This is a genomic window from Glycomyces sp. TRM65418, from assembly GCF_019710475.1.
In the GTDB taxonomy this organism is placed as follows: domain Bacteria; phylum Actinomycetota; class Actinomycetes; order Mycobacteriales; family Micromonosporaceae; genus Glycomyces.
On the sequence record NZ_JAJFAX010000002.1, the window covers coordinates 17104 to 43410 of the forward strand.

A 26307-nucleotide genomic window follows, 5' to 3' on the forward strand; every position below is an offset into this window, starting at 1 on the left:
GAGAACCAGTGACCCACATCGACATCCGCAACCAACAGGTCACCGTTGACGGCGACATGACCTTCACCATGTCCCCGAACACGACCATGACCGTCAACGGCGCGACGCTCACCTGCGACGCCCACGGCATGATCAGCGTCTCCGGCAGTGGTGACGGGTCGCTGTCGGTCCGCCAGGTCGTCGACCACATCCCGCCGGGCGCGAACGTGGTCGGCCTCGTGATCGGCGGCGACACGACCAGCCCGCGTCCTCCCCGCGAACCTCGTGCCCTGCGTGTGCCGAGGGCGCCGCGTATCCCGCAGCCCCGCACCGAGCCCGCCGCGGTGAACGGTGCGGGACAGGCGAAGGCGGCGATCGAGGCCCTGTTCGGCAGTAAACCGCTCACCGACGCGCAGCTGCGGCTGCTGGAGCGCCAGTACCCGCAGCTGGGCCGCCTCGACGATGAGAGCTGGCTGACGCTGGTGGAGGAGATGGGCGCGATCCAGGTCATGACCACTGACGGCCGCGACCTCGAAGCGATCATGCGCCTCTCAGCGGTCGCCAACCGGTTCGGCATCGGCGAGGACTTCATCCGCCTGATCACTGACGCCGTCCGCTTCAACACCGAGGAGGACCCGCGATGAGCACGCCTGTTCCCACGCCCGCGCAGCCCGACCCTGAGCCCGAGATCGACTGGGACGAGTTGGAAGCGGAGCTGCTGAGCGGTGACACCGACATGCCGGCCGAGCCCGCGCTTGCGACCACGATCGCGGTTGACGAGGTTGCGGAGTTGCTGCCGCAGCCGCCGAACCCGGCCAACCGGGCCCTGCTCGAGGGCCTGTCCGACATGGCGCGCCGCCACCGCCTCCCCGAAGAGGACGCCGTCATCCCCGACCAGATCGAGGACGACGACCGCGACGAGGTCACCGAGGATGAGTCCGCCGAAGTAGAGCCGCTGGGTTTTGGCCTGGTCTGCGCGATCGCTGGCGTCGTCACTGCGGTGCTCGCCTTGGCGGGGCTCGGGTTCATCATCTCCTTCGACACCCAGACCGACGCCCTGGCGCCGTTCTTCGGCGACAAGGCCTGGATGGTCCCGCTCGGGATCGACGTCGGCATCGTGGCGTTCGCCGCCCTCAACTTGGTGCTGGCCCGGATCAACATCTCCATGCCGTGGGTCCGCGCCGTCCCGGGCGTCTTGACCGCGATGACGCTCTACATCAACGTCACCGCCTATGACGACCTGATCGCCCGCGTCGCTCACGTGGCTCTGCCGGGCCTGTGGATCGTCGCCAGCGAGGTCGGTACGCACGTGGTCAAGGTCCGCGCCGGACTTGCCGCCGGCACCCGGACTGAGTCGCTGGGGCTGGCCCGGTGGCTACTGTCGCCGGTCACCACGGCGCGGCTGTGGCGGCACATGCGCCTGTGGGGCGTCCGCACCGCCGCCCAGGCACGCAAGGTCGAGTCGATGCGCCTGGAGGCCAAGGCCGCCTTGCGGTTCCGCTACGGCTTCGCTTGGCGTTTGGTGGCCCCGGTTCAGTTGCGTACCGCCTACCAGCTGCGCAAGCTCACCGACACCGAGGTCTACACCTTCGTGCCGCCCCAGACTGCCGACGACCAGGGCGCGGACGTTGCCGAGGTCGTCGCGCCGAGCCCGGCGCCGGCCACCGCCACCGCCACCGCCACCGCCACCGCGGAGCGTCCGGCACGCAAGACCCCGGCCAAGAAGGCGCCCGTGAAGGCCGCCGGCAAGGCGACTACGCCGCGCGTGGACGACGCCGACGCCATCGCCCGGCTCAAGGCCTTGGAGCCCGACGAGGGCGGCCATGTCTCGATCAAGCGGGCCCGCGCCGAGCTGCACTGCGGCTCCGACCGCGCCAAGCGCCTGCTGACCGAGGCCGGGCTGCTCGCTCCCGAGACCGTCACCGACTAACCCCGGCGGGGCCGCTCAGCTGCTCGACCGGCCCCGCCACCCAGACACCGCAACACCAACGCACGCCGCAACCACCGCAACCGCTTCGAAGGAGCACACCTCATGGACACCGGAACCATCCTCCTGGTCAGCGTCGCGCTGCTGGCCCTGGGCATGTGGGCCCTGCGCCGCTCGTTCCTGTTCGGCCAGACGATCTTCATCCTCGGCATCCTCGGCCTGATCGGGGCCGTCCCCGCCATCGGCGAGTTCGCCAACACCGTCGTCTACGGCATCGCCGCGGGCACGACCACCTTCATCCAGTCGTTCTGAGGCGCACCGACATGACTGAGCAGAAGCCGACGAAGGCCCCGGCCGAAGCCGCCGGGGCCGGGCGGGCCGAGACCCCCGCCCTCACCACTACTCCCGATCCGATCACGCCGACACCCGCCCCTGCGGGCCCTGGCGCCGCGGGCAAGCCCGCCGCGGCGGGGAAGCCGGGCGCGAAGGCGAAAGCCTCGCCGATGCGCCGCTGGTCGGTCCCGCTCGCCCTGGCCGGCATCCTGGTCCTCATCGGCCTGGTCCAAGCCGGGATGGCCTGGTGGCTGGCCGCCCTCGTGGTCGCCGTCCTGGCTCTCCCAGCCGTGATCGGGCTGATCGCCGCGACCCGCAAGCACCGCAAGCAGACCCGTGAAGCCCAAGGCCCCGGCCAGGGCGTGCGAGGCGGTATGCGCGGCCGCTTCGGGCGCGGCGGCACCGCCGCCCCCGGCACGGGCGCCGCCGGGGCCGCGGGGCGGGGCAAGGGCCGGGGCCCGCTCGCCCGCAGCGGCGCGGCGGCCTCACCCGGCGTCTCCGGCGCGGGTGCGGGGCGGAGGGGGCAGCTCGGTCGGCTCATGGGCCGCAAGGGCGGCGGTCCGGCCGGGGCGGGCAAGGCGGGCATGAGCGCCGCCGCGCCCGGCCTGGGCAAGGGCGGCCGTACCGCGAGGGCGGGCCGCAAGACCGGTCTCGGTGCGTCCGGCTCGGCCGCTGGGGCCGGGAAGGGGCGGGGCGGCCTGCTGGGTCGGCTCATGCCCGGCCGGGGCAAGCGGGCCGGAGCGACCGGGCCGGGAGTCGGCTCGGGTGCGGGTCGGGCCGGTGCCCGTCCGGGGGCACGGGCCGGGGGCGGCCCGAAGGCCGGGCCGGGCGCGACCGGTGGGGCCCGTCCGGGCCGGGCCGGTCGGTTCGGGGGCCGGTTCTTCCGCAAGGCGAAGGCCGGGGGGCACGGTATGCCGGGGCAGACGAGCCCTGGCGGACCGGCCGGGCCCGGCACTGCGGGCGGCCCGAAGGCCGGGCCGGGCCGACCGGGAGCGAAGGGCACCAAGCGCTCGGGCGCGAAGGGGGCCGGGCCGACCGTGATCGACGGCGAGACCGTTGAGCGGCCGGGCCGGTGGCAGCAGTTCAAGACCTGGGCGGGCCGGGCCGGGGAGTCAACGGCGATGGGCGGGGCCCGCGCGGCCGGGAAGGGCTGGCGGGCCGCGAAGCAGGACGCCGCCGACACCGGCCGGGCCGCGAGCTACGCGACCGGGGCGTTCCGCGACTGCTGGGTCCGCCGCCAGAGGGCCGCCGAGGACCGGGCTGACACTGTGGCCGACACGGTTACCGCAGCGATGAAAGCCCAGTCGGGCTCGGAGCAGACCGAGCCACGTACAGCCGAGTTCGCGCCCGCACCGCCGCCGAAGCGGCCCCGCCGCGAGGGCCCCGGGCCGGTCCTGAACGCCGTCCGCGTCGAAGGACCCGCCGGGCCTCAGCCGATGCCCGGCCCCGCCCCGGCGGCCGGACTCGGAGCAGGTCACCGCTCCCGCCCGGTTGCGGCGCAGGGACCAAGTCTGGGGCCGATCGCCCCGCCCCCGCCGTCCGAACCGCGGACACTGCCATCCGTCATGAATGTCCAACCCGCACAACGAGAAAGGCACCACAAGATGAGCGAGTACCACCCCGTCGTCCAGGGCGCGTCCGAGTCGGTCGCGAGCCTTGGCGGCTACCAGTTCCGCAACTACCGCGACATCAAGGGCATGGTCAACGCCACCCCGGGCATGTTCGCGAACTTCGCGGCCTCCTTCAGCGCCCTGGCCGACCAGCTGGAGCAGACCCCGGCCGGCGCCGAGACCGCCGCGAACTACCGGCACATGGCCGCGCAGCTCCAGAGCATGAGCCACGGCGCGGAGACCAACGCCGCCATGTTCGCCGCCCTCCACACCGAGGACGACAAGCGTCTGGAGGCCCCGCGCCCCAACGAGCACATGGCCGACTACGGCAACAACCTCGACTGATCCTTCCAGCCCGGCCGCCTACGGGGCGGCCGGGCCCCGCCACCCGGCACGGCGGCACCCACACCCACCACCGCACCACTTGCTAAGGGAGAGAGCCATCATGAGCAGCGGATACGCACCGGTCAACGACCGCGAATGGGATGTCGCGGCCTGGTCCAACCCCGTGACGGGGGTCCTGGTCCTGTACATCGTCGGCATCATCCTCTACGTCGCCGGACTGCCGTGGCTGATCGTCGCCGCCATCGGCCTCGTCGCCGGGGCCACACTGACCTGGACCGTCCACAAGGCCGGATTCCGGCCCCTGGGCGTCGGCTACACCGCTGCCTGCTCAGTCGTGGCGACCGCCTGGGCCGCCTACGCCTCGACCACGTTGACGTTCAACGTGTTCGCCATCGAAGCCACCCTGGTGCACCTCGCAATCCTGGCCGGGGTGTGCCTGCCGCTCGCGATCGTCTACGCCGTGCTCCTGGCCGGGGAAGCCCGCTCGCACCAGCGGAAGTACCTCGAACGCCAGACCGTGGTCGAGCGCCGCTCCGCCACCGAGGTCGCCGTCCGCGCCGCCGGCATCAAAGGCTGGGCCATGACCGGCGAGGACACCGACGAGGACCGGATGACCGCCGAGTTCGAGATCGCGCCCGGCGGCACCACGTTCCGGCAGGCCCTGGGCCTGATCGAGCCGCTCGAACTGGCGCTCAAGGCCCCCTTCCGCGGCGCGGTCCGCCTCGAACAGCCCCAAGGCTTCCACGTCGGCAAGGTCCGCCTCACCCGCGCGAACCGGTCGATCCTGGCCGACCTGGTCCCCATGCCGACCGTCCCCGCCCAGCCCCGCTCGATCCTCGACCCCCTGGCGACCGGCCGCTTCGAAGACGGCGAGATCGCCACCGAGGTCTACGCCTACCAGTCCTCGGCCACCATCGGACAGCGCGACGCCGGCAAGTCCGGCCTGCAGAACGTCATGATCGACAACTTCGCCTCCTGCGCGGACTGCCTGATCTGGGTCATCGACTTCAAGAACGGCGCCCTGGTGTGGCCGTGGCTGGAGGCCTACGCCAAAGGCGACGCCGCCCGGCCCGTCTTCGACTGGGTCGGCTTCACCATCGGCGACGTCCACGCCATGCTGCGCGAACTGGTGCGCATCGCCGCCATCCGGCAGCGGGGCCGCGGCCGCCAGGACAAGATCACGCCCTCACCCAAGCTGCCCTCGATCCGGATCGACATCGACGAGATCGCCGACCTCCTCGCCGGGTACGGCGACGAGCAGCAGCGCGAGGTCATCAAACTGCTCATCCAGTACGTCCGCAAGTTCCGCTCCGAGGGCATGGACATCGACTTCTTCTCCCAGCGAGCCACCATGTCGTTCCTGGGCTCCAACGCCCAAGACCTGCTATCCCAGACCACGATCAACAACATCCTGCGGGTCCGCACCCACGCCGAAGTGTTCAACACCCTCGGCATCTCCAACGCCGACCTGGGCGGGGTCGACCCCACCGCGTTCAACCAGCCCGGCTCGGTGCTGACGATCTTCCGCGACTCCCGCAAGGCCGCCCGCCGCGTGTTCTACCTGCCCACCGACGACATCCCCGCCCGCGCCGCCCACTACGCCGCCTGGCGCCCGACCCTCGAACCCGAAGCCGCCCAAGGGGCCTCGCGCGCCTACACCGAGCGGTGGACCAACCCGCGCATCCAGGCCCTGCTCGCCGCCATCCGCGACGACCAGCCCTTCGAAGTCACCGACACCGACGCCGCCGTAGTCGAGCCTGTCACGGCCGTGCCGAACCCCGACAGCGGCGCACCGGCCGTTGCCGAGCCCGCCGTAGACGCGGCCCCGGCCGGAGCGTCGAACGAACTGCTGCGGCTGCGCGCGATCTTCCACGACCGCTTCGGCCCCGACGAGGGCGAAGCGAAGTACCTGCTCGCCTGCGGCAAGGTCGCCATGCGCGTCATGGTCAACCACATCCGCGCCACCCGCGCCGAAGCCGCCCCCACCCGCGACCTCCTCACCGCCCTCGCCGCCGCCGAGACTGCCTTCACTGACATCTCCGCCAAGACCCTCGCCGCACTCGTCACCCCCTACGGCGTCGAGGCCGGCGTCCAGATCGGCGCCGGGCCCTGGGGCACCAACGCCCGCGGCTACCGCCTGGCCGACCTACTCGCCGGACTCGACCGCGAACCGGTCGCCGACACCGCCGAGGAGGTCCGCACGGGCGCTAACACCAGCGCCTAACACGAGGGCTAACGGCACCTAACGCCAAAGCGCGACCGACAGCCGTTACCGCACCCGTTAGTCGCACCTGAGCTGCGAACTAACACCTAACACCAGCTACCGGCAGACCCCCCTCCGAAAGGGGATCGCGGCCCCGCACACCCAAAACAGGGTCCTCCCACCATCCGTTACCGACCACGACCCGATACCGAAGGAGACACCGAGATGACCGATGAATGCCCCGACTGCGGCATCCTCCCCGACCACAACGGCGAATGCGGCTGCCCCTGCGAGTACTGCGGATCCACCGCCGCGTGCTTCGACGACTGCGAATGCGTCTGGTGCGACGAACCCGACGAGTAACCCACCGCGCCCGGCCCCCTCGGGGCCGGGCCCAACCCGAACGGAGACGCCGCCATGGACACCTGCGACCTGTGCGGACTCAAGTACGACACCGCGAGCTACTGCGATTGCGAGGGCATCTGCTCCCAGTGCGGAACCGCCTACGACGACAACGGGTTCTGCGAGTGCTGCGGCGGCTGTAACTCCTACACCGGACGTCTGGACTACGACCACCTCTGCGACGCCTGCTACTACGCCGAGTCGGACGCCTAAGCCACCAATCCCACGGAGCCGGCCCACCCAGAAAGGAGCAACCGTGGACCTCACTGCCATCGACACCGAACTGCGCGAACGCCGCACCCACGCTCGCACCCAGACCCAGCAGGCCGACGCGAAAGCCACCGCCCTCGCCGGAGCCGTCGTCCCCGGCCTCGCCGCCGCCATCGCGGCCGGCGCACTCATCGGCCTCACGCCCGCCGCCACCGTCGTCGGCTGGACCGCCGCCGCGCTCGGCCTCGCCGTCATCGGCCAACTCGGCGCAGTCGTGTGGCCGAGGCGCGGCACCGCGCCAGGCAAGCGCCACCGCGACAGCGACGCCCTCCTGGACTTCCTCGAAAGAAACGACCCGCGCGTCCTCCGTGCCCACCTCGCCGCCGAAGTCATCGACCTCAACTCGATCCTCGACCGCAAGTACCAGTGGCTGCGCCGCGCCCTCACCACCGCCGCGACCGCCACGGTCTTCGCCGCGAGCACCGTCGCCCTGGCCCTCATCAACTAGCCGAACCCAAACCGGGGCCACCGCGAGGTGGCCCCGGACCCGGAAAGGGACCGAACGCCATGCAGTCCAAGCACCCGAACCCGACCCATGAGGCCGAACAGGTCGTACTCGGCGCGGCGATGCTCAACAAGGCCACCGTCCCCGCCCTCGCCGCCCACATCAACGCCGGATCGTTCGATGTTCCCCGTCACGGCCTCATCTGGGACGCCATCGCCTCCCAACACGCCGAGGGCAAACCGACCGCACCTGTCGCCATCGCCGCCCGTCTCGCCGACGAAGGCAACTTGAACAAGGCCGGCGGCGGCCCCTACCTGCACGATCTGCTCGTCGCCGTCCCCACCGCCGCCAACGGGGAGTATTACGCCGGCATCGTGGCCGAGGCCGCACACCGCCGCGAGATCAAGGTGATCGCTTCGCGTTTGAGCCAGTTCGCCGACAAGACCGGGGAAGACCTCGACGCCGTGCTCGACCGTTCCCGCGAAGCACTGGCGAGTGTCACCACGGTCGGCGGGGCATGGCCCGATCCGATCCCGCTCAACGACTACGGCGATCTGCCGAACTTTCCGACGATGGTCCTGCCCGAATGGGTCGAACGGATGGTCGCAGGCGTCGCCGAGGCCACCCAGACCCCGGCCGACCTCGCCGGAGCGATGGCCCTCGCCGCCCTTTCCACCGCTGCGCAAGGCACGATCCGCGTCAAGGTCCGGCCCGGTTGGGTCGAGCCAGCAGTCCTGTTCGTGTGCGTCGCTCTCGGCCCGGGGAACCGGAAGTCTTCCGTGTTCGACGCGATGGTCCGCCACCCGCTCACCGCAGTGGAATCGGAACTCGCGGAGGAGATCCGCCCGCGGATCATCGAAGCCGCCACTGAGGCCGACATCCTCAGCCGCGCTGCAGAAGCCGCCCGCATCGCCGCCGCCAAGTCCGGTGGTGACCCCGACGCAATGAACAATGCCAAGGCCGCCGCCCTCGCCGCCGAAGAGATCACCGTTCCGGTCGAGCCGCGCCTGTTCGCCGACGACGTGACTCCCGAGATGGTCAAGACCCTCATGGCACGCCACGGCGGATGCCTCGCGGTCCTCTCCGACGAGGGTGGGCTGTTCCAGACCATCGCGGGCCGCTATTCCGGCGTACCCGACCTCGACGTGTTCCTCAAAGGCCACTCCGGCGGATCGCTGCGCGTCGAACGCAAGACGAGCGGATCCGAGCACATCGAATCCGCCGCCCTCACCATCGGGCTCTCACCCCAACCCGCCGTACTTCGCGACGCCGCCGCCGTCCCCGGATTCGAAGAGCGCGGCCTCCTTGCCCGCTTCCTGTGGGCCATGCCCGCCAGCCGAGTTGGATCGCGTAACCACGACCCCGATCCGGTCTCCGAATCCGTCGAGCGCGAATACAGCCGCCGCATCACCGCTCTGACCCACGCTGCGCACATGACCGCCGAGCCGACCACGCTCAAACTCACTCCGGCCGCTGCTGCTCAAGTGACCGAGCTGGAGCGTCAGCGGGAACCACGGCTTGCCCCCGGCGGCGAGTGGGCGCCGATCCTGTCATGGGCGAACAAGTGGACCGGTGCCGTTGTCCGCATGGCCGCGCTACTGCACATCGCCGAGCACGGCTATGTCGGCCGATACGAACCGATCGACGCCGACACCATCGACGCCGCCGCGATCCTCGGCCACTACTACGCCCAGCACGCTCTCGCGGTGTGGGCGTACATGGGCGCGACCGCCGAAGCCGCGCCGGCCGCGATCCTCCTCGACTGGCTCAAAGCCAACGCCGAACCCGGCATGAAACTGCGTGACATCTACCGAGGCGTGCGGGGGCGGATCTGCCTCAGCACCGCCGAGAAAGTCCGCGCCGCCCTCGCCGTCCTCGAAGATCACGGCTACGTCCGCCAGCTCCCCGCTCCGGCTGGCAAGCCCGGACGGCCCTCACCCCGATACGACTTCCATCCGTACATACGCACCAGAACCGGCGGCTCGGCCTAGGAAACTTCGCCGCCGGTCCCGTCCTCCCAAACGCCAGAAAGGAAGGAAACACCAGCATGTCACGAGCCACCACACGACCGACACCGCAACGGTCGGCACGGGACCTCATGACCCTTCAGGAGGTCTACGACGAACTCGGCATCTCTAAGAGCACCTGGAACGACTGGAAGAACAAGGGCCGAACGCCCACCACGATCAAGTTGCCGAACAACCAGGTACGCGTCCGCCGCACCGTCTTCGACAAGTGGTTGGAACAGCTCGAAGAGGTGAACGCCTGATGCGATGGAGCAGGAAGGTCACCTTCTGGGAGCACGAGGTCTTCGCTCGAAGGAAAGGCAAGACCTACACCGTTCGCTGGACCGTGGGCGGGAAGAAGCAGCGCCAGCCACTCCACGGTAAGACCGCCGCGGACGCGCGCAAGGCCGAACTCATGGTCGCCTACGCCAACGGCGAGCGCTTCGACATCGACACCGGCCTCCCCGAATCCGAGCTGCGCCGGGAGACCGCCCTGAGCTGGTACGCGGCGACGCTCCAGTTCACGGAGGCCCACTGGCCGCACATCGGGAGCCGACAGCGCCAGAGCATCGCCGAGGGACTGAGCGAAGCGACGCTCGCTGTGCTTAAGGAGGGCAGGAAGCCGCACAGCAACGACGAGATCCGCGCGGCGCTCCGAGAGTGGGCCTACGCAGCCAGAATCCAGGGCGACGATCTGCCCGAAGACCACAAGGCGGTCATCGTCTGGCTGGAGGAGAACACCTTCGACATGACCGCGTTCGAAGACGACCAGACGGGACCGGCCCTCGCACGCGGCATCTTGGAGGCATTGAGCCGCAAGCAGGACGGCACCGCCGCCTCCGCGAACTACGCCAATCGGCGACGCACCACAGTCAACAAGTTCTTCGAGTACGCCACCGAGATCCGTCTGCTTCGAACCAACCCATTGAAGGGCGTGACCATGCGACGAGAAAAGAGCGACGACACGGTCGACCCCGCGGTCGTTCCGAACTCCGAGCAGATTACCCGGCTGCTCGCAGCCGCCGGAGAACACGGTGACCTCGGGAAGCGACTGGAGGCGTTCTACGCCGTGATGGCCTACGCCGGACTCCGGCCCGAGGAAGCCATCGCACTGCACCGCGACAACATCTACCTGCCGCCCGAAGTGGGGGAGGGCCACCCCGACTTCGGCAAGCAGTTCGGCGAGTTCCGGCTCAAGCGCGCCGACACGCACGCCCCGACGCGCTTCAACGACGACCGCACCAAGCGCCGGAGTCGCCGCCGCCTCAAACACCGCGCCGAGAAAGCCATCCGTATCGTGCCGATCGAGCCGAGGCTGCTGGCAATCCTTCGGCGCCACGTCGCTGAGTTCGGGTACGGGCCGGGCGACCGGCTCTTCGTCGGGCCGCGTAATGGTGTCCTCTCGCCCGACCGCATCGGGAAGGTCTGGCGGGAGATCCGTCCTGAGGCACTCACCAAGGACGAGTTGCGGCGCGGCCTGGCCGCCGTCCCGTACAACCTCCGGCACGCCTGCGTCTCCGGGTGGCTTGCCGCCGGCATCGAGGTCGCCCAGGTCGCCGAGTGGGCCGGGCACAGCATCGAGACCCTGCTTCGCGTCTACGCGAAGTGCATCGACGGCAGCGTGCAGCGCGCCAAGAAGCGGCTGCTGCAGGCCCTCGCCGAGGAGAAGCCCGAGGCCGAGGAAAAGGACGAATCCCCAGCTAGCGGTGAGGAGGATGCCGGTCAAAAATCTGACCATATTCTGACCGGCGAGCCGGAACCGGCCGTTTAGAGCCGGACTCAACCGGACCACGTCCACACCAACACGAACGGCCCTTGACCAAGAAATGCCTGGTCAAGGGCTGTTTTTGCTGGTGTTTGCGGGTGAGGAAAGTGCCCCCGGCAGGATTCGAACCTGCGACGCACGGTTTAGGAAACCGACGCTCTATCCCCTGAGCTACGGGGGCGACGACAGCCGAGTCTAGCCGATCGGCGGGACCGGTCGGACCGGCCTTCGGGGGAGTGGGAAGGGCCGGCCGCACCGGGTCCGCCTTGCGGGCGCCGCTCCGATCCACGGCCGGATTCACCGCGCCGGGCGGGGGCCCGCCCCGTGGAGGCGGCAAGCCACTCGCGGTCGGATCCACCGCTGCGGCCGGGGTGGTCGGCCGTGCGGACGCCGCTCCGGCGAGCCTCGCGCACGGGTCCTGCGGCGCTCGGGGTCCGCTCGCCCTCCGGGCCGGACCGCCCGGTGCGCGGCGGGCCGGTAGCGTGGTGGTGTGACCCCTTCCCCCCGTAGGCGTCCCGACAGGCTCACCGTGTTCGGGCGGTACTTGCAGTTCAAACTGCGCGTGCCCGTCATCGTCGCGGTGTGCGCCTCGGTCCCTGCCGTCTTCCTCACCGTCTGGGGCGAAGGCGATCTGGCGTTCACCGGGAAGATCATCGGCTGGGTCGCGGGCGCGGTGCTGTGGTTCGAGTCGGTGGCGCTGCTCCTCGCCGCGCGGCACAAGCGCGCGTGGCTCTGGCATCACAAGTGGATGCTCACGGTCTGCGCGCTCACGCTCCTCAGCCTGGTGGTCGCCGCCGGAGGCGCGCAGGTGCTGCGCCTCGCCTATCTGCTCGGGAGCGTCAGGGTCCTGCGCGCCAAGCGCATCATCGACGCCGCCGGCGTGCTCGGCCGTCGCCTCAGCCTCGGCATCTGGTGGAAGTCGGGCCTGTTCACCGGCGCGGGCGTCATCGCCGCCGCGATCGCGGCCGTGCTCCTGGTCGACCCGAACGCCGAGTACCGCGAACTCCTGTCCTGGCTGGACGCCAACCTCCGCCTCCTCCCGATCGTCCTCGCCGGAGCCGTTCTCGCGGTGGCGACGTGGGCGGTCTTCCGCAACCGGTACGTCAGGGAGAGCGGCGCCGCGAAGCCGACCGTCGCGCTGGAGCACGAGGCCGAATAGCGTTGCGGCGGTGTCGTGCCCGGCAGCCGCAGTCGACCGTGGAGGCCGCGGGTCCCGATCGGGGGCAAGCGCCGGGAGCATCGGATATGCCCTCTCGCATCGTCCTTCCTCGACGTCGCAACGCGTTCGAGTAGGCTCGGGCGCGTGGATACCGACCTGATCACCTTGACCGGCCTGCGGGTGCACGGACGACACGGCGTGTTCGACCACGAGCGGGCGGCCGGGCAGGACTTCATCGTCGACGTGTCCCTGCGGGCCTCGACCGCCGAAGCGGCCGCCTCCGACGACCTCGAGCACACCGTCGACTACGGCGCCCTCGCCGACACCCTGGCCGCCATCGTCGCGGGCGAACCCGTGAACCTCATCGAGACCCTCGCCGAACGTCTCGCCGACGCCTGCCTCGCCCTCGACAGGGTCGAATCCGTCGTCGTCACCGTCCACAAGCCGCAGGCCCCCATCGCGCAGCAGTTCAGCGACGTCGCCGTCACCATCGAACGCCGGAGCCGGGACGCCGCCCGCCGACAGCCTCGGCGAAGCCTGCAAGACGAGCATGAGCAACGCCGAGAAGGAGACCGCGCATGAGCCGCGTCGTGTTCAGCATGGGTTCCAACCTCGGCGACCGCGAGGCCGCCCTCACCACGGCCATCGAGGCCGTCGGCCCCGAGGCCGTCTCCGAGGTCTACGAGACCACCCCTTGGGGCGGCGACGACGAGCAGCCCGCCTACTACAACATCGCGGTCATCGCCGCCGACCCCGAGAAGCGCGCCGAGGACTGGCTCGCGCTCGGCCAGCGCCTGGAAGCCGAGGCCGGCCGCGTCCGCGACCCCGAGCGCCCCTACGGGCCGCGCACCCTCGACGTCGACCTCGTCGCCGTCTACGAGGACGACGGCACCCCCGTCCTCAGCGACGACCCCCGGCTGACACTGCCGCACCCGCTCGCGCACCTGCGGGCGTTCGTGCTGGTCCCGTGGTTCGCGATCGACCGCGACGCCGAGCTGCCCGGCAAGGGCCGGGTGAGGGACCTGCTACGCGACGAGTCCGTCGCGGCGGATGCGCGTGCACTCCGCCGACTCCACCCGATATGGTCAGAACACGGCGAAGCTTGCGAGCCGTGAATGGGAGCAGCATGAGAAGTGACGATCAGCACGGTCCCAAACCGAGTCTGAAGCCGACCGCGCCGTCCACCCTCGCGGTGGTCGCGCTGACCGGGGCCGCTCTCACCTCACTCCTGGTCGCGCGCTACTACCAGCAGGCCCCCGACCTCGCCTGGTACAACTCCCTCGTCGTCTTCGCCCTGGCGGCACTGCTGGCGTGGATGGCCTGGACGACGCGGAAGACGCTGCGCCCCAGCCGGGGCCGGCTGCGGACGGCGAGCACCGGCGGCGAACGTCCCCCGCGCTCGACCGGCCGCCTGGAAGGACCGGAGCACGCGCTCCAGATCGCCCGTTTCGCGGTGCTCGCCAAGGCCGCCGCGATCGCCGGCGCCGCGTTCTTCGGCGCTTACCTGGGCTTCACCGTGTGGCTCTCGGTCCAGTCCAGCCGCCTGACCGCCGCCGCCGACGACCTGCCTCCGGCGGTCCTCGGCACGGTCGCGTGCGCCGCGCTCACCGCTGCCGCGCTCTGGCTCGAACACGCCTGCCGCATTCCCCCGCAGGACGACGACGAAGACGACGAGCCGACCCGCCCCTGACCGCTCCCCGACGCCGACCCATCGCACGACCCTGAACACCCGGTCCCGGACCTCCGGCGCCGAACACCCGCCCCGACCACCCGACCCCGATTGCGGATCACCCCATATCCCCGATATCCGCGCGTTGCAGAGGTGCGCCCCATGAAGTTTGACTCCCCCGGTCGAAGCGATGAACGCGATGCGACCTCGACGATGAACCTCGGCTCGGAGCGGGCGGCGTCGACGGGCGACGACGACCCCCCGTCCGACCGGATGGCCGTGCACCTCGTCTGGGAGATCGGCCTGCTGCTGCTCGCCGGCGGCGTGCTGTTCGCCCTCACCCGGTCCTCCGGCGGCCCGTTCGCCGAAGGCTCCTGGACCGGTCTCTTCGCGGCTCTCGCCCCCGTGATCATGCTGGCCTCGGGGATGGCCGTGTCCCTGCGGGTCGGCGCGGTCAACCTGGCGGTCGGACCGATCGCGCTGCTCGCGGCGTGGATCTTCGTCGACGCCTCCGGTTCCGGCGCCGCGGTGTCCCTGGGCATGGGCCTGGGCGCGGCCGTGTTCGTCGGCGTCGTGCTGGCGACGCTCACCGCGTGGCTGCGCGCCCCCGGCTGGGCTGCCAGCGGGGCGATCGGCGGTGCGATCGGGCTGTGGGCCGGCTCGGCCGGAGACCCGGGCGCGTTCGCGCTCGCCGCGCTGCCGAACACCGGCGTCCTGGCCGCTCTCGCGGGCGCGGCGGGCCTGTCGCTGTTCCTCGGCCTGGTCGGCGCGTTCGCCGGCGTCCGGGCCCGGCTCGCGCCCATCCGCGCGACCCCGGCGGGGGAGCCGCACGGCCGCAGCGGACTGGTCTTCGTCGGCGTCCTCCTCTCCTCGACGCTGGCCGGAGCGGCCGGCGTGGTCGCCGCCTGGACCGCGGTGCCCGACGCCGGCGCCGCGGGCCTCCCGGACCCGATCCTGCTCACGGTGGTCGCGCTCGGCGCGGCGCTGCTGGGCGGCACCAGCCTCATGGGCCGCCGCGGCGGCGTGTGCGGCACGGTCTTCGCCGCGACGCTCGTGCTGGCCCTCATGTGGCTGGCCGAGGCGCGCGGCTGGACCTTCGACCCCAGTTGGATCGCCTTGAGCGCCATCGTGGCCGGGTTCCTCGTCACCCGCCTGGTCGAGGCGATGAACACCGTCGACGACGCGGAGGCGGCGTCGACGAGCCGCGCCGGCTCCATCGAGGACCTGCGCGAGGACGACCCGCGCCCCACCGACCGCGACACCGGCGCGTACGCGCCGTACGACGAGGACTTCGCGGGCCTCGGCGCGGGCGGCGGGGACTGGAAGCACACCGGCGGCATCACCACCACCGGCGGCATTCCCAAAGCGGGAGCGGGTGATCCCTTCGGCGCGTCAGGGGTCTTCGACGACCTGCGCGACTCGTCCCGCGACGGCTACGGCTCGCCGCCCGACCGCCGCTACGGCCGCTTAGCCTCGACCTTCCCACCCGGCACAGAGGACCTCCGCATGACCTACGTACCGCCCGATCGCGACGAGCCCGCACAAGACCAGACCCGGCAGCTCGACTTCACGCCGGCGCCGGCCGGCCGGCCCGAACTCGCGCACGGCATCGACGAGCGCGCGCAGCACCTCGACCCGTTCGCGGGCCCCCCGGCCCTCGCGGTCGGCTACGCCGAACGGCCCGAGGCGCGCAAGGACCGCGTGGTCTTCCAGTTCGTCTGGGAGGCGATCCTGCTCCTGCTGACCTTGAACGCGCTGTTCCTGGTCTACCGGCGCGAGGAGGAGCTGTTCGGCGACGACTTCACCGGCCTCTCGGACGCCCTCGAATCCCACGCGCTGTACCTGACGCCGATCCTCTTGGCGGCCTTGGCGATCGGCTTGTCGCTGCGGCTCGGCGCGGTGAACCTCGCGGTCCCGGCTCTGGCGATCGCGATCCCGCTCGCGTCCCCCGTGGAGTCGAACGTGTGGCTCTACCTCGGCTACGTGGCGGGAGCCGCCGTCGTGGCCGGACTGCTGTACACGCTGCTCGTCGCGGCCTTCCGGGCGCCCGCGTGGTTCGCGGGCCTGGCGATCGGGGCCGTGGTCTTCGCGTCGCTGCCGGTGCTGGACCGCTTCGCCGAATGGCGCGGCGTCGCATCGGTGGACCTGCCGAGCGCACCGAACGGCCTGTACGTGCTCGGGGGCGCGGCCGTGCTCGCCGTCGCGGGCGGGCTGATGGGCCTGGCACCCGGGGTGCGCAACGGCTTCAGTGCGGTGAAGCGCCTGGCCGACGGTCCGAGGGAGTACGCGACGCGCGAGCTTCGCCCCGAGGGCGGCGAGCGCCCCGCTTCGGCGGTGTTCCTGCTGCTGGGCGGCACGGTCCTGTCGATGCTGCTGGCGGCGGGCGCGGGTTTCCTGACGTTCATGTACGCCCTCGGCCCGGTCGAGGGGGACCATTCGCTGAACTTCGGCATGAACGGCGTCCCCCCGGTCTCGGTCGAGCCGCAGGTGCTCGCGTTCGGCATAGCGCTGCTGGCGGGGACGAGCCTGTGGGGCCGGCGCGGCGGCGTCTTCGGCACGGTGCTGGCGACGGTGGGGGTGTGGGCCGGGCTGGTCCTCTGGGGCCGTGCGGTGTCGGACGCGGGCGAGGGCTCCTGGCAGGCCGACTACTCGCAGGCGATCTTCGCGGGCGTGCTGCTGCTGGGTGTGTTCGTCTCCTTCGCCCTCGACCGCCTGGGCCGCCCGAAGGACACGGTCGAGCCGGAGGACGAGTTCGACATGCACGACACTCAACCCATCGACCCGAACCATCCCGATCACACCCTCGAAGGCACCGGTCTCTTCAACCCGGACCGCCCGGAGCCGATGCGCTGATTCCAAAGTGAGCCGAATGCGGCCGGGGGCGAAGGCCCCGGCCGCATTCGGCTCACCGCTGCGCAATGGCCCGCGCATCGCGCTCGATCCTGGGACTCATGGCATCGCCGTCCCAGGCCCGCCGCCATTGGACGGGCCCGGCGGCGGGTTGGGTGAAGGTGCAGACCTCGCGAGGCCCGTTGCCGAGCCCTTCATCGCATGAGACGCGATGCAGGTCATAGTCGACGGTGGACCGCTCGACCAGGAACCGGATGGTCCCGCCCATGCCGATGCCATAGGCGAAGTCCTCGACGAGGACCCAGGTCTCATGATCGGCCATCGGCGGACTCCTCGATCGGGTCGGCGATGCCGAGGAGGGCGGCGAGGCGGTGGTGGTCGCGGTAGCGAGCGGTGAAGAAGGATTCGAGCGCCGCGCGATCGGCGTCGCTCCATGCGCTGCGATGCGGCGGATGGATGGCGAGTCGCGCAGAGCCGGCCTCGATCCGGTCGATGACGCCGATGTCGACAGGCGGCTGTGGATAGAGCCGGCGGAGCACCACGGAGTCGGGCTCGGCGTGCGGGATGCGACCGGAGACGACACGACCGGTGAAGTCGCCGGTCCCGATCTTGGCGGCGGGCTGACAGGGGTCGCTCATGCGGACGCTCCCACCAGTCGCGGGCCGACCTCCGGTGTCGGGTAGGGCCGAGGCTTCCGGCGATGGGCGCCGCTGGATCGCACGCGCCGACGGAGCCGGAGGTCGTCGGTGGTGAGGTCGCCGGAGAGGAGCGCCGCCTCACGCTGTGCCGGGGAAGCGGTGTAGACGAACAGGCGGACGGCCGACTCGCGGGGCGGGCAGCCATGCCGCCCCCACCGCTCGCCGCACCACTCGCAGCGGAGCCGGCCGAGCCCGAGCCAGGTGCGGTAGGGCTGATGCAGTTGCAGGTCGATCTTGACGCCAGCGGGTACGGCGTCGCGCGCTAGGCTCAACAGTGCCATGAGAAGTCTCTTCTCTTGGAGTGCGCGGCCCGCCGGACAGGGTTCCAAGCTTGAACCGGCGGGCCGCTGTCTGTGTGCGACCGTATTGAGTTGGTGTTCCGTCCGCCCCGAACCCGATGGATCCGGGGCGGGCGAGGATCGCCGTGCGGCACGCCGCTTGTTTCCCCACCGAAACAGGCGACCTGCGAGTCAGCGCCGCCAAACGGTGACCCTGAATCAAGTGCCCCATCAGTAGAGCACAACCGATGGCATCGGTCAAGTGTTGATGCCATCGGAATGAAACGCTCTCGCCTGAGACCCATCAATGCGGCAGTGGGTAGGCTGAGTCAGCACCGGGCCAGGAAGGATCGAACGACATGGAAGCCAAGCAGGGCTCAGCAGCGGCGACCGCTGCGGAAGCACTGCGCCAGCGCATCCTCGACGGCACCTATGCGCCTGGTCAACGACTCCCCAGTGCCACCGCGATCGGCAACGAATTCGGCATCGACCGCGGCACCGCCGCCCGGGTCCTCGCACAACTGCGCCAGACCGGCTTCATCATCACGAAACCCGGTTCTGGAAGCTTCGTGCGAACCTTCGAGCCGATCCTTCGGTCCTTCCCGGCGCGTCTGTCGGCTTGGCAGGAAGGGCGGGCCATTCAAGACGCGGACACCGGCAAGCGAGCCCGCATGGTCGAAGTGACCGTCGGCGAAACACCCGCGAGCGAAGCCGTCGCCACTGCCTTCGACCTCGCACCCGGTGATCCGGTCCTGCGCCGCTCGCGGCGCTTCGCAGTCGAAGACCGACCGGTGCAGCTCGCCGATTCTCACTACCTGCTCGAACTGGTCCGGTCCACCGCGATCGTCTATACCGACACCGGCCCTGGAGGCGTCTACGCACGCCTCGATGAGATCGGCCATGCCCCCGTTCGCTTCACCGAGCGCCTGCGCGCACGGATGCCGCTGCCTGCCGAGACCGCCGCGCTCGAACTTCCGGGCGGCACGCCGGTCATCGCGATCACTCGCACCGCCTTCGACGCCGAAGACCGCTGCGTCGAGGTCACCGAGATGATCATCGACGCCAGCGCCTACGAACTCGAATACCACGCCACCATCTGAGCGGTAGCAAGCTGATTCCGCCGGTTCGCCGATCGTATCGCCCGGCCTCAGAGTTCGAGGTGCCCGAGGTCGGCCGCCTGATACCGGCGGGCCAGCTCGTTGAAGGAGCCGCCGGAGTTGAGGTTCTCCGGATCCAACAAGGTCTCGTCGAGCTTCATCTGGCCGTCCTCGAACCGCCGGAGCAAGATCCTGAATCCGATGTCATCGAACACGATCGCCTGCGGTCCAGGGTGAACCTCAAGGAATTCGGCTATCGCTCCGATCGCTCGGCTGATCGCGAGCTCTTCTGCATCGGCGTCGAGGCTCTTGTGCGGGACGAAAGTGGCCTCGAGCATCTCCGTCATGCCCATGTACGCCGCAGTGTCCCGGTCTTCGTCAGCCGTCGTGATCGCGGTGGCCACCCAAAGTTCTGCACCGCTAGCCGAAGCCGGACTCTGGTGTCGTTCCGGGCATCCCAAGCTCGTGGCGAAGTGATCCAAAGCCTCCTGGGCGGTCACCACTGCGCCGGTGACTAGGTTGTACGACGGTGCTGCCATCTGGTCACTCCTTCTTCCACGGATAAAAATCGATGACCGTGCCGTCTCGGACGATCTTGATCTCCTTCAAGCCGCTGATCGGATCCTGCGCCAACTTTTGCCGCAGCGCGTCCGGCTGCAGCTCCGAATCAGTGAGGTCGAGGAGGATGCGGTCGGCCTGCTCATCCTTCACCTTCTTGTGCATTGCTTTCCTGACGTTCTTGGGAATCGCCGAAGTCGGTGCATAGCAGTCCCACCATTTGCCCTCGATGACGAAGTCGGGTTGCTTGGTCCCTCGCGGTGGTGGGCTCTGCTGGACCGAGTAGCCGAGTTTCGACAGCAATGCGGCCGCGCCGTTCTGCAGTTCTATGCTCCGGGCCTTAGAGGCCTTGCCGTTCGGACGTTCAGGAGGGCCCATGGGTTTTCGGTTCGGGTCGGGTGCCATCGACGGACGGGTGATCGAGGGGCCGGCTGCATCCGCTGCCCCCGGCCTGGACGAAGTCGTGACGGCAGGCGGTGATCCCGAGTGCCGACCGCCGTTGCCGCGCAGCGACTCCACTGCTGCCAAGGCGGATTCTGCGAGGCTCGCCATTCTCGCTGCCCGGGCTTGCTGATCGTCGAGGGTCGCCGCGATCGCCCCGACTTGTGCGGCCTTGTTGTCGGCTCCGAGCGCCGACAGTTCGTCTCGCAGTTCCTCGGTCTGCTCGCGCGATGAGCTGATCCCGGCGCTCGCCGCCCGGATGCTCTCCAAGGCGAGCCGGATCAGGGCGGCGAGGGTGTCGATCGAGGACACGTTGCTCCGGTTGCTCGATGTGGCAGAGCGGTCGGCGCTGATTACACCACGATGACTCGGATGCCCGCCTCTTCGAATCCTCGGAGTTGTTCCGGCGGGGCGTTGCCGTCGGTGACGAGGGTGTGGACTCGGTCCGTGGGGCAGATCCTGGCGAAGGCGTGGCCGCCGATCTTCGAGCCGTCCGCTATCACCACGACTTTGCGGGCGCGCGCCGCCATGAGGGCGTTGATCGCCGCCTCGCCTTCGTGGTGGCTTGTCGCGCCCAGCTTCATGTCGATCGCGTCCACGCCCAGGAACGCGATGTCGAGGGTGATCTCCCGCAGGATCGGCGCCGCCAGCGGCCCTATCAGTTCATAGGACTGTGGACGGACCACGCCGCCGACCACGACGACCTTCAGATGCGGTCGAACGATGAGCTCATTGGCGATGTTGAGCGCGTTCGTGACGATCGTCAGCCCCGTCGACCCCGGGGTCGCCACGAGGTCCGTTCGGGTCGCCAGCGCCCTCGCGACTTCGGTGATCGTCGTGCCGCCGTTCAAGGCGATCACCTGCCCCGGGCTCACCAGTCCCGCCGCCGCGGTGCCTATGCGGTGCTTCTCCTCCACATGCCGGGCGGTCTTATAGCGCAACGGAAGGTCGTACGAGATCCCGCCGGCCACCGCGCCGCCTCGGGTCCTCGTGATCATCTGCTGCTGCGACAGCTGGTCGAAGTCGCGGCGGATCGTCGCCTGCGAGACGCCGAGCCGCTCGGCCGCTTCCTCCACTGTGATGCGTCCGGTCTCTGCGAGGATCTCCAGCAGGGTGTTCCACCGGGCATAGCGGTCCACGGCGCTCCTCGGGTCGGGATCGCGGCGGGCGGCCGCGGTCTGCACGATAGTGTTCGAAGTACGTCAGTTGGCGCTCGGGCGGTGCTCAAGCCATGCTCGTGCGCTCACGATCATTGTGCCGCACCGGCGAGGGCCGACACACGCCGGACCGATTGGAAGGAGCGCCAGTGGACGGCGTCATGCTGCCGGCCGTAGGCCGGATCGTCACCCCGGACGGCGTGGTCAACGGGACCCTCGTCATCGACGGCGACCGATTCGAAGGCGTTCTGGAACGGGACGGCGATCCCACCGGCTGGGTCGTCCCCGGATTCGTGGACGTCCACTGCCACGGCGGCGGCGGCTTCTCGCTCGCCAACGGCGACCCGGAGGCGGCTCGCGGGGCCGCCGCGTTCCACGCCTCCTGCGGGACCACGACCCTCGTCGCCTCGCTCGTGTCCTCGACCCACGACTTCCTGCTCGACACGACGCGGGCCCTCCGCCCGCTCGTCGACGACGGGACGCTCGCCGGGGTCCACTACGAAGGCCCCTACATCTCCGCCGCCAAGTGCGGCGCCCATCGCACCGACGTCCTGCGCGACCCCGACCTCTCCGAACTGACCGAACTCCTCGAAGCCGGGAACGGCGCGGTCAAGATGGTGACCATCGCCCCCGAACTGGACGGCGCATTGGAGGCCATCGAGTTCCTCGACCAGCGCGGCGTCGTCGCCGCCATCGGCCACACGAACGCCAGCTACGAGCAGACCGCGGCCGGGATCGACGCGGGCGCCCAGGCCGCCACCCACCTGTTCAACGCCATGCGAGCCTTCAACCACCGCGAGCCCGGCCCCATCCCGGCCCTGATCGAGGACGAGCGGATCTTCTCCGAGATCGTGGCCGACCCGGTGCACCTGCACCCGGGCACGATGCGATTCGCCTTCAACACCTCCCTGCCGGCCTGGACGCTCCTGGTCTCCGACGCGATGGACGCGGCGGGCCTGGACGACGGCCGCTACATGCTCGGCCGCCACGAGGTGGAGGTCGTCGACGGGGTCGCCACGGTCGCCGGGACCGACGTCATCGCCGGTTCCACCATCACGCTCCTGGACGCGTTCCGCAACGCGGTGCGCCTGGCCGGGCAGTCGGTCGAGGCCGCCTCGCAGATGGCCTCGGCGACCCCTGCTGAGCTGCTGGGCCTCAGCGAAGTCGGCGCGATCGAGACCGGCAAGTACGCGGACGCCGTGATCCTCGACGACGACCTCAACCTGATCTCGGTCCTGCGCCGCGGGCTCTGGGTCAACATCTAGGCGAGGGCCGAGCGCCGAGTAACGAACGGGCCGGGAGCCCCGCTCCCGGCCCTTGCCCGTCTCCGCCGCTACAGCATCGGCGCCGCGTCGTAGAACATGTTCTCGCTTCCCGCCCCGATGAGGACGTAGAGCAGGCAGAACGTGAAGAACGAGATGACGCCCAGCGCCAACCCGGTGATGGCGATCGTCTTGTTGGTGGCCTGTCCCTTGTTCGCCCGGCTCCATCCGATCGCGCCGAAGACGACCGCGAGGATGCCCAACGGCCACGTGAACACGTTGAGCACCGGCACGAACGACAGCACCACCGCGACGATCCCGCACACCAGGGCCGCCGTACCGAGGCCGTTGCGCGCCTGCCGGGCGTGCATCGGCCCGCCGCTGTACGCCTGTGGCGACGGGGGCGGCGGTGGGGCCGCCCCGCCGGCGTAGGGGCTGTACCCGCTGCCCGCAGGTCCCACCCCGGAAGGCGAGGTGCCCGGTGCCGCTCCGGCAGGCGAGGCGCCCTGCGGCGGTCCTGACGGCGAAGTGCCCGGCACCGGACCGGAAGGCGAGGTGCCCTGCGGGTACCCCGACGGCGAAGTCCCGGGCGGCGGCCCTGACGGCGAGGCGCCCGGTGCCTGCCCCGGCGGCGGACCGGCGGGCGAGGCGCCCGATGGCGAGGTTCCCGCCGGTGTTCCGGACGGCGAGGTTCCCAGCGGTCCTGACGGCGACGTGCCCGGCGGCGGTCCTGGCGACGAGGCGCCGGTCGGCCCCTCCGGCGACGTGCTCAGCGGCCCTGACGGCGACGTGTTCGACGGCGACGTGCCCGGCGGCGGAGGGACGGGCGGCGGCGGAGGCGCGGGCGGCATCGGGGACCACGATTCACCGGTCGGGGCCGGCGTCCACGCCTGGTCGATCGGCGTCGGCGTCCACGAATCGTTGAGCGGCGTCTCGGACGGCGCCCGCGGCGTCGCTCCCGGCGCGCCCGCCGGAGGCGTCGGTTCGGTCAGGCCCGTGGGCGGCATCGACGGCCCGCCGTCCGGTCGGGTCGGTCCGGGCTCGCCGATGGGGGAGGGACCGGGGTGCGGCTGCGTCGGGCCCGGCCCGCCCATCGGGGACGGCCCGGGGTCCGGCTGCGTCGGTCCGGGCTCCACCACCGGGGACGGCCCGGGGTGCGGCTGCGTCGGCCCCAGCCCGCTCGCGGGGGCCGGCCGTGTCGGTCTCGGTTCGACCGCGGGGGAGGGCCCGGTGTCCGGCTGCGTCGGTTCCGGTTCGCGAGCGGTCTCCTCGTCGCGCCGGTGCGGTTCGGTCGGTTCGGCTTCGGGTTCGGGTGGCCCGGAGGCCGGCGGGTAGGTCGTCATGGTGCCCTCCTCGTCTCTCGGCGCCGCTTCTCAGCCGGCACGCGGCGCCGCTGTCCCGCAACGTAGTGCAATCCCACCCTTCACGCGGAGTTTCAGCGGAACCCGCAGTGCGCGTCCGATTACAGGTCACTCGTTCGAGAACTCCATTCGGATTTTTTTCGGCAAGGGGTTTACTACCCGTCAGTACGCGGGTAGAAATGAGTTACGGATCCGGAAGGACTTCAAGGGGACACGGTCTCCAGAGACCAGAAGGATTCGGGCACCGCCACCGAGTACCCACGTGCGACCTGAGCCGTCGGGAGGCACAGCGGGTCCAGCATCCTAGGAGCAGGACGCCGCTATAAAAGACTTCACGCTTGTTAACTCGGTCGGAAGTGCAGCACGTTGCGAGCGGCCCAGTCGAGGCAGTAACCGACTGGGCCGTGTCGTTGCCCGCAGAACGACGCGTTCGGTCCCTGTAGACCGGGCTCCGCGACCGCTGTGGGCGAACTGACTGGGAATGCCGGGACGAGGCTGCAAGAATGGCCTCGATGACCACGATCGAACCCGGCTGGTACCCGGACCCCGCCGACCCGGCCACGCAACGCTACTGGGACGGCGGCGCCTGGGTCGGCAAGCCCGTCCCGGCAGACGCCGAGCCCCCCGCCGAACCCGAACCGGTCGACCCCGAGCCGGAACCCGTCGAACCGTCCACACCCGACGCTGCGATCGAGACGCTCCCCGCGGACCGCAGCTTCGGCGAAGGACCGCCGCCGCGCATCGTCCGGCGCGCCCCAGGCGTGACCCAACCCCCCGACACCGTCCCCATCCGCTCCCTCGGCATCACCGTCGGCTGGATCACCCGCCACGACATCCAGCGCATCCTCGGCGGCCGCGTCCTCGCCCACCCCGGGCAGCGCCTGGTCGCCCGCCTCGTCGACGCCGTCTGCATGCTCGCGCTCAACGCCGTCGTCAACGGCTACTTCATCTACCAGCTCCTGCAGACCTTCTGGCCCTACCTGCTCGAAGCGGCCTCGGCCGCCGACCCCGCCGACGTCCAGGTGCCCTCCCGGCTCAGCGACCAGCTGTGGGTGGTCCTGCTCATCGCCATGGGCCTGTGGTTCGCCTACGAGGTCCCCTCGACCCTGAACACCGGCCAGACCATCGGCAAGCGGCTCATGGGGATCAAGGTCGTCTCGCTCGCGCCCGTCGGCCTCGGCTGGGGCCGCCTCCTGCTGCGCTGGTCCTACGCGGCCCTGCCGCTCCTGTGCTTCCCCTTCGGCGCGATCGTCTGGGTCCTCGACGGGATATGGTGCATCCGAGACCAACCCTTCCGCCAGTGCCTGCACGACAAGTCCCCGGGAACCGCGGTCGTCGAAGCGGGCACGGGCGAGCCGGAATCCGACAAGGAGCCCCCGCGATGACCGATCCGATCCGCGACGACCTCGCATCGATCCCCCGCTACGTCCCCGGCAAGGCCATGCCCGAAGCCGTCAAGCTCTCCAGCAACGAGGTCCCGTACGGGCCGCTCCCGGGCGTCGCCGACGCGGTCGCCGCCGCGGCGGCCGACGTCCACCGGTACCCCGACCTCGGCGTGGTCGCCCTGCGGGACGCGCTGGCCGCGCGGCACGGCCTCGACGCCGGGCGCATCGTCACCGGCACCGGCTCGGTCGCCCTCATCGGGCACCTGCTGCAGGCCGTCGCGAGCACCGGCGGCGACGTCGTCTACTCGTGGCGCTCCTTCGAGGCCTATCCGATCGCGGCCACCGTCGCGAAGCTCCGCAGCGTCCAGGTCCCGAACACCGCCGACCACCGCCACGACGTCGACGCGATGATCGCGGCGGTCGGACCCGACACGCGCGCGATCCTCCTGTGCAGCCCCAACAACCCGACCGGGCCCGCACTGACCGCCGAGGAGATCGACCGGGTCTTCGACGCCGTTCCCGAGTCGGTGCTCGTCGTCATCGACGAGGCCTACCGCGAGTTCGTGACCGACCCGGCCTGCCCCGACGCGATCGAGCGCTACGCCTCACGGCCCAACGCGGTCGTCTTCCGGACGTTCTCCAAGGCCTGGGGCCTGGCCGGGCTCCGCGTCGGCTACATGGTCGCGCGGCCCGAGGTCGCCGACGCCGTGAGCCGGTGCGTGATCCCCTTCGCCGTCAACGCGGTCGCCCAGCGCGCGGCGTTGACCGCGCTCGAAGCGGAGGGCGAGATGCGCCGCCGCGTCGCGCTCGTGACGTCGGAACGCAAGCGGACGGTGACGGCCGCACGGGAACTGGTGCCCGAGGTGCCCGACTCGCAGGCGAACTTCTTCTGGCTGCCCTTGGGGGACCGGGCCGTCGATTTCGCGGTGCACTGTGAACGGCGGGGACTGCTGGTGCGGCCCTTCGCGGGAGACGGCGTGCGCGTCACGATCGGCATGCCCGAGGACAACGACGCCGTCCTGGAGGCGCTGCGCGCCTTCGTCGAGACGGAGCGGTAGAACGGCGGACCGAGGGCCGGGCGCCGGTGAGGCGCCCGAGCCCTCGGTC

Annotated in this window: 27 protein-coding genes and 1 tRNA gene; 20 read left to right on the top strand and 8 right to left on the bottom strand. The window is 70.6% G+C overall.

What is annotated here, in order from left to right; all coding sequences use genetic code 11:
• Nucleotides 1–8: 8 nt before the first annotated feature.
• The 11 genes from K3N28_RS05150 (at nt 9) to K3N28_RS05200 (ending at nt 11291) form a co-directional block, all read left to right on the top strand.
• Nucleotides 9–623, top strand: coding sequence for a hypothetical protein (locus K3N28_RS05150; RefSeq protein ID WP_228091415.1), 615 nt, complete (start codon nt 9–11; stop codon nt 621–623).
• Complete coding sequence (locus tag K3N28_RS05155; protein ID WP_228091416.1) at nt 620–1909, top strand: DUF2637 domain-containing protein; 1290 nt, start codon at nt 620–622, stop codon at nt 1907–1909. The genes K3N28_RS05150 and K3N28_RS05155 overlap by 4 nt, the downstream gene beginning before the upstream one ends.
• Nucleotides 1910–2011: 102 nt before the next feature.
• Nucleotides 2012–2218 carry a hypothetical protein gene (locus tag K3N28_RS05160; protein ID WP_228091417.1) on the top strand — a complete coding sequence of 69 codons (207 nt, stop codon included), beginning with the start codon at nt 2012–2014 and terminating at the stop codon, nt 2216–2218.
• Nucleotides 2219–2229: 11 nt separating this feature from the next.
• Entirely contained in the window at nt 2230–4194 is a 1965-nt protein-coding gene (locus K3N28_RS05165; RefSeq protein WP_228091418.1) for a hypothetical protein, read from the top strand.
• Between the two features lie 100 nt (nt 4195–4294).
• Nucleotides 4295–6418, top strand: coding sequence for a hypothetical protein (locus K3N28_RS05170; protein ID WP_228091419.1), 2124 nt, complete (start codon nt 4295–4297; stop codon nt 6416–6418).
• A 204-nt stretch (nt 6419–6622) separates the two neighbouring features.
• On the top strand, nt 6623–6760 hold the full coding sequence (locus K3N28_RS05175; RefSeq protein WP_228091420.1) for a hypothetical protein: 138 nt from the start codon (nt 6623–6625) through the stop codon (nt 6758–6760).
• A gap of 54 nt (nt 6761–6814) precedes the next feature.
• On the top strand, nt 6815–7012 hold the full coding sequence (locus tag K3N28_RS05180; protein WP_228091421.1) for a hypothetical protein: 198 nt from the start codon (nt 6815–6817) through the stop codon (nt 7010–7012).
• 43 nt (nt 7013–7055) lie between these two features.
• Entirely contained in the window at nt 7056–7517 is a 462-nt protein-coding gene (locus tag K3N28_RS05185) for a Pycsar system effector family protein (protein ID WP_228091422.1), read from the top strand.
• Between the two features lie 59 nt (nt 7518–7576).
• Nucleotides 7577–9505 (top strand): YfjI family protein, encoded by a 1929-nt coding sequence (locus K3N28_RS05190; RefSeq protein WP_228091423.1) that lies wholly within the window; start codon nt 7577–7579, stop codon nt 9503–9505.
• A 56-nt stretch (nt 9506–9561) separates the two neighbouring features.
• Entirely contained in the window at nt 9562–9783 is a 222-nt protein-coding gene (locus tag K3N28_RS05195) for an AlpA family transcriptional regulator (protein WP_228091424.1), read from the top strand.
• Nucleotides 9783–11291, top strand: a complete 1509-nt coding sequence (locus tag K3N28_RS05200) for a tyrosine-type recombinase/integrase (RefSeq protein WP_228091425.1) — start codon at nt 9783–9785, stop codon at nt 11289–11291. The genes K3N28_RS05195 and K3N28_RS05200 overlap by 1 nt, the downstream gene beginning before the upstream one ends.
• Before the next feature lie 102 nt (nt 11292–11393).
• On the opposite strand, the gene K3N28_RS05205 is transcribed toward K3N28_RS05200, so the two are convergent.
• Nucleotides 11394–11466, bottom strand: a tRNA-Arg gene (locus K3N28_RS05205).
• Nucleotides 11467–11775: 309 nt separating this feature from the next.
• On the opposite strand from K3N28_RS05205, the gene K3N28_RS05210 reads away from it, so the two are divergent.
• The 5 genes from K3N28_RS05210 to K3N28_RS05230 all read left to right on the top strand — a co-directional run bounded on the left by K3N28_RS05210 (nt 11776) and on the right by K3N28_RS05230 (nt 16966).
• A complete protein-coding gene (locus K3N28_RS05210; RefSeq protein ID WP_228091426.1) occupies nt 11776–12444 on the top strand; it encodes a hypothetical protein in 669 nt (222 codons plus the stop codon).
• 144 nt (nt 12445–12588) lie between these two features.
• Nucleotides 12589–13026 carry a dihydroneopterin aldolase gene (gene folB, locus K3N28_RS05215; RefSeq protein WP_228091427.1) on the top strand — a complete coding sequence of 146 codons (438 nt, stop codon included), beginning with the start codon at nt 12589–12591 and terminating at the stop codon, nt 13024–13026.
• Complete coding sequence (folK, locus tag K3N28_RS05220; RefSeq protein ID WP_228091428.1) at nt 13023–13559, top strand: 2-amino-4-hydroxy-6-hydroxymethyldihydropteridine diphosphokinase; 537 nt, start codon at nt 13023–13025, stop codon at nt 13557–13559. The genes folB and folK overlap by 4 nt, the downstream gene beginning before the upstream one ends.
• Nucleotides 13560–13570: 11 nt before the next feature.
• Entirely contained in the window at nt 13571–14134 is a 564-nt protein-coding gene (locus K3N28_RS05225) for a DUF3180 family protein (RefSeq protein WP_228091429.1), read from the top strand.
• Nucleotides 14135–14275: 141 nt separating this feature from the next.
• The gene (locus K3N28_RS05230; RefSeq protein WP_228091430.1) at nt 14276–16966 is read left to right on the top strand and encodes a hypothetical protein; all 2691 of its coding nucleotides are present in this window, start codon (nt 14276–14278) and stop codon (nt 16964–16966) included.
• A 52-nt stretch (nt 16967–17018) separates the two neighbouring features.
• Here K3N28_RS05230 and K3N28_RS05235 read toward each other — a convergent pair whose 3' ends face one another.
• Genes K3N28_RS05235 through K3N28_RS05245 form a run of 3 tightly spaced genes read right to left on the bottom strand, consistent with a single transcriptional unit; the run spans nt 17019 to nt 17942 of the window.
• Nucleotides 17019–17285, bottom strand: a complete 267-nt coding sequence (locus tag K3N28_RS05235) for a hypothetical protein (RefSeq protein ID WP_228091431.1) — start codon at nt 17283–17285, stop codon at nt 17019–17021.
• Nucleotides 17272–17601: a hypothetical protein gene (locus K3N28_RS05240; RefSeq protein WP_228091432.1), complete on the bottom strand. Its 330-nt coding sequence runs from the start codon at nt 17599–17601 to the stop codon at nt 17272–17274. Before K3N28_RS05240 ends, K3N28_RS05235 begins: the two co-directional genes overlap by 14 nt.
• Nucleotides 17598–17942: a hypothetical protein gene (locus tag K3N28_RS05245; protein ID WP_228091433.1), complete on the bottom strand. Its 345-nt coding sequence runs from the start codon at nt 17940–17942 to the stop codon at nt 17598–17600. Before K3N28_RS05245 ends, K3N28_RS05240 begins: the two co-directional genes overlap by 4 nt.
• A gap of 356 nt (nt 17943–18298) precedes the next feature.
• On the opposite strand from K3N28_RS05245, the gene K3N28_RS05250 reads away from it, so the two are divergent.
• Nucleotides 18299–19039: a GntR family transcriptional regulator gene (locus tag K3N28_RS05250; protein WP_228091434.1), complete on the top strand. Its 741-nt coding sequence runs from the start codon at nt 18299–18301 to the stop codon at nt 19037–19039.
• Between the two features lie 47 nt (nt 19040–19086).
• Here K3N28_RS05250 and K3N28_RS05255 read toward each other — a convergent pair whose 3' ends face one another.
• The 3 genes from K3N28_RS05255 to K3N28_RS05265 are packed head-to-tail and all read right to left on the bottom strand — an operon-like array spanning nt 19087 to nt 21174.
• Nucleotides 19087–19575: a hypothetical protein gene (locus K3N28_RS05255; protein WP_228091435.1), complete on the bottom strand. Its 489-nt coding sequence runs from the start codon at nt 19573–19575 to the stop codon at nt 19087–19089.
• A 4-nt stretch (nt 19576–19579) separates the two neighbouring features.
• Nucleotides 19580–20347 (bottom strand): hypothetical protein, encoded by a 768-nt coding sequence (locus K3N28_RS05260; protein ID WP_228091436.1) that lies wholly within the window; start codon nt 20345–20347, stop codon nt 19580–19582.
• A gap of 41 nt (nt 20348–20388) precedes the next feature.
• A complete protein-coding gene (locus K3N28_RS05265; RefSeq protein WP_208498914.1) occupies nt 20389–21174 on the bottom strand; it encodes a DeoR/GlpR family DNA-binding transcription regulator in 786 nt (261 codons plus the stop codon).
• 167 nt (nt 21175–21341) lie between these two features.
• On the opposite strand from K3N28_RS05265, the gene nagA reads away from it, so the two are divergent.
• Nucleotides 21342–22457 carry an N-acetylglucosamine-6-phosphate deacetylase gene (nagA, locus tag K3N28_RS05270; RefSeq protein ID WP_228091437.1) on the top strand — a complete coding sequence of 372 codons (1116 nt, stop codon included), beginning with the start codon at nt 21342–21344 and terminating at the stop codon, nt 22455–22457.
• Between the two features lie 68 nt (nt 22458–22525).
• Here the strand turns inward: nagA and K3N28_RS05275 are convergent, their stop codons facing one another.
• Nucleotides 22526–22825 carry a DUF4190 domain-containing protein gene (locus tag K3N28_RS05275; RefSeq protein WP_228091438.1) on the bottom strand — a complete coding sequence of 100 codons (300 nt, stop codon included), beginning with the start codon at nt 22823–22825 and terminating at the stop codon, nt 22526–22528.
• Between the two features lie 1502 nt (nt 22826–24327).
• Between K3N28_RS05275 and K3N28_RS05280 the strand changes: the two genes are divergently transcribed.
• Nucleotides 24328–25200 carry an RDD family protein gene (locus K3N28_RS05280; protein ID WP_228091439.1) on the top strand — a complete coding sequence of 291 codons (873 nt, stop codon included), beginning with the start codon at nt 24328–24330 and terminating at the stop codon, nt 25198–25200.
• A complete protein-coding gene (locus tag K3N28_RS05285) occupies nt 25197–26258 on the top strand; it encodes a histidinol-phosphate transaminase (protein WP_228091440.1) in 1062 nt (353 codons plus the stop codon). The genes K3N28_RS05280 and K3N28_RS05285 overlap by 4 nt, the downstream gene beginning before the upstream one ends.
• Nucleotides 26259–26307 lie beyond the last annotated feature (49 nt).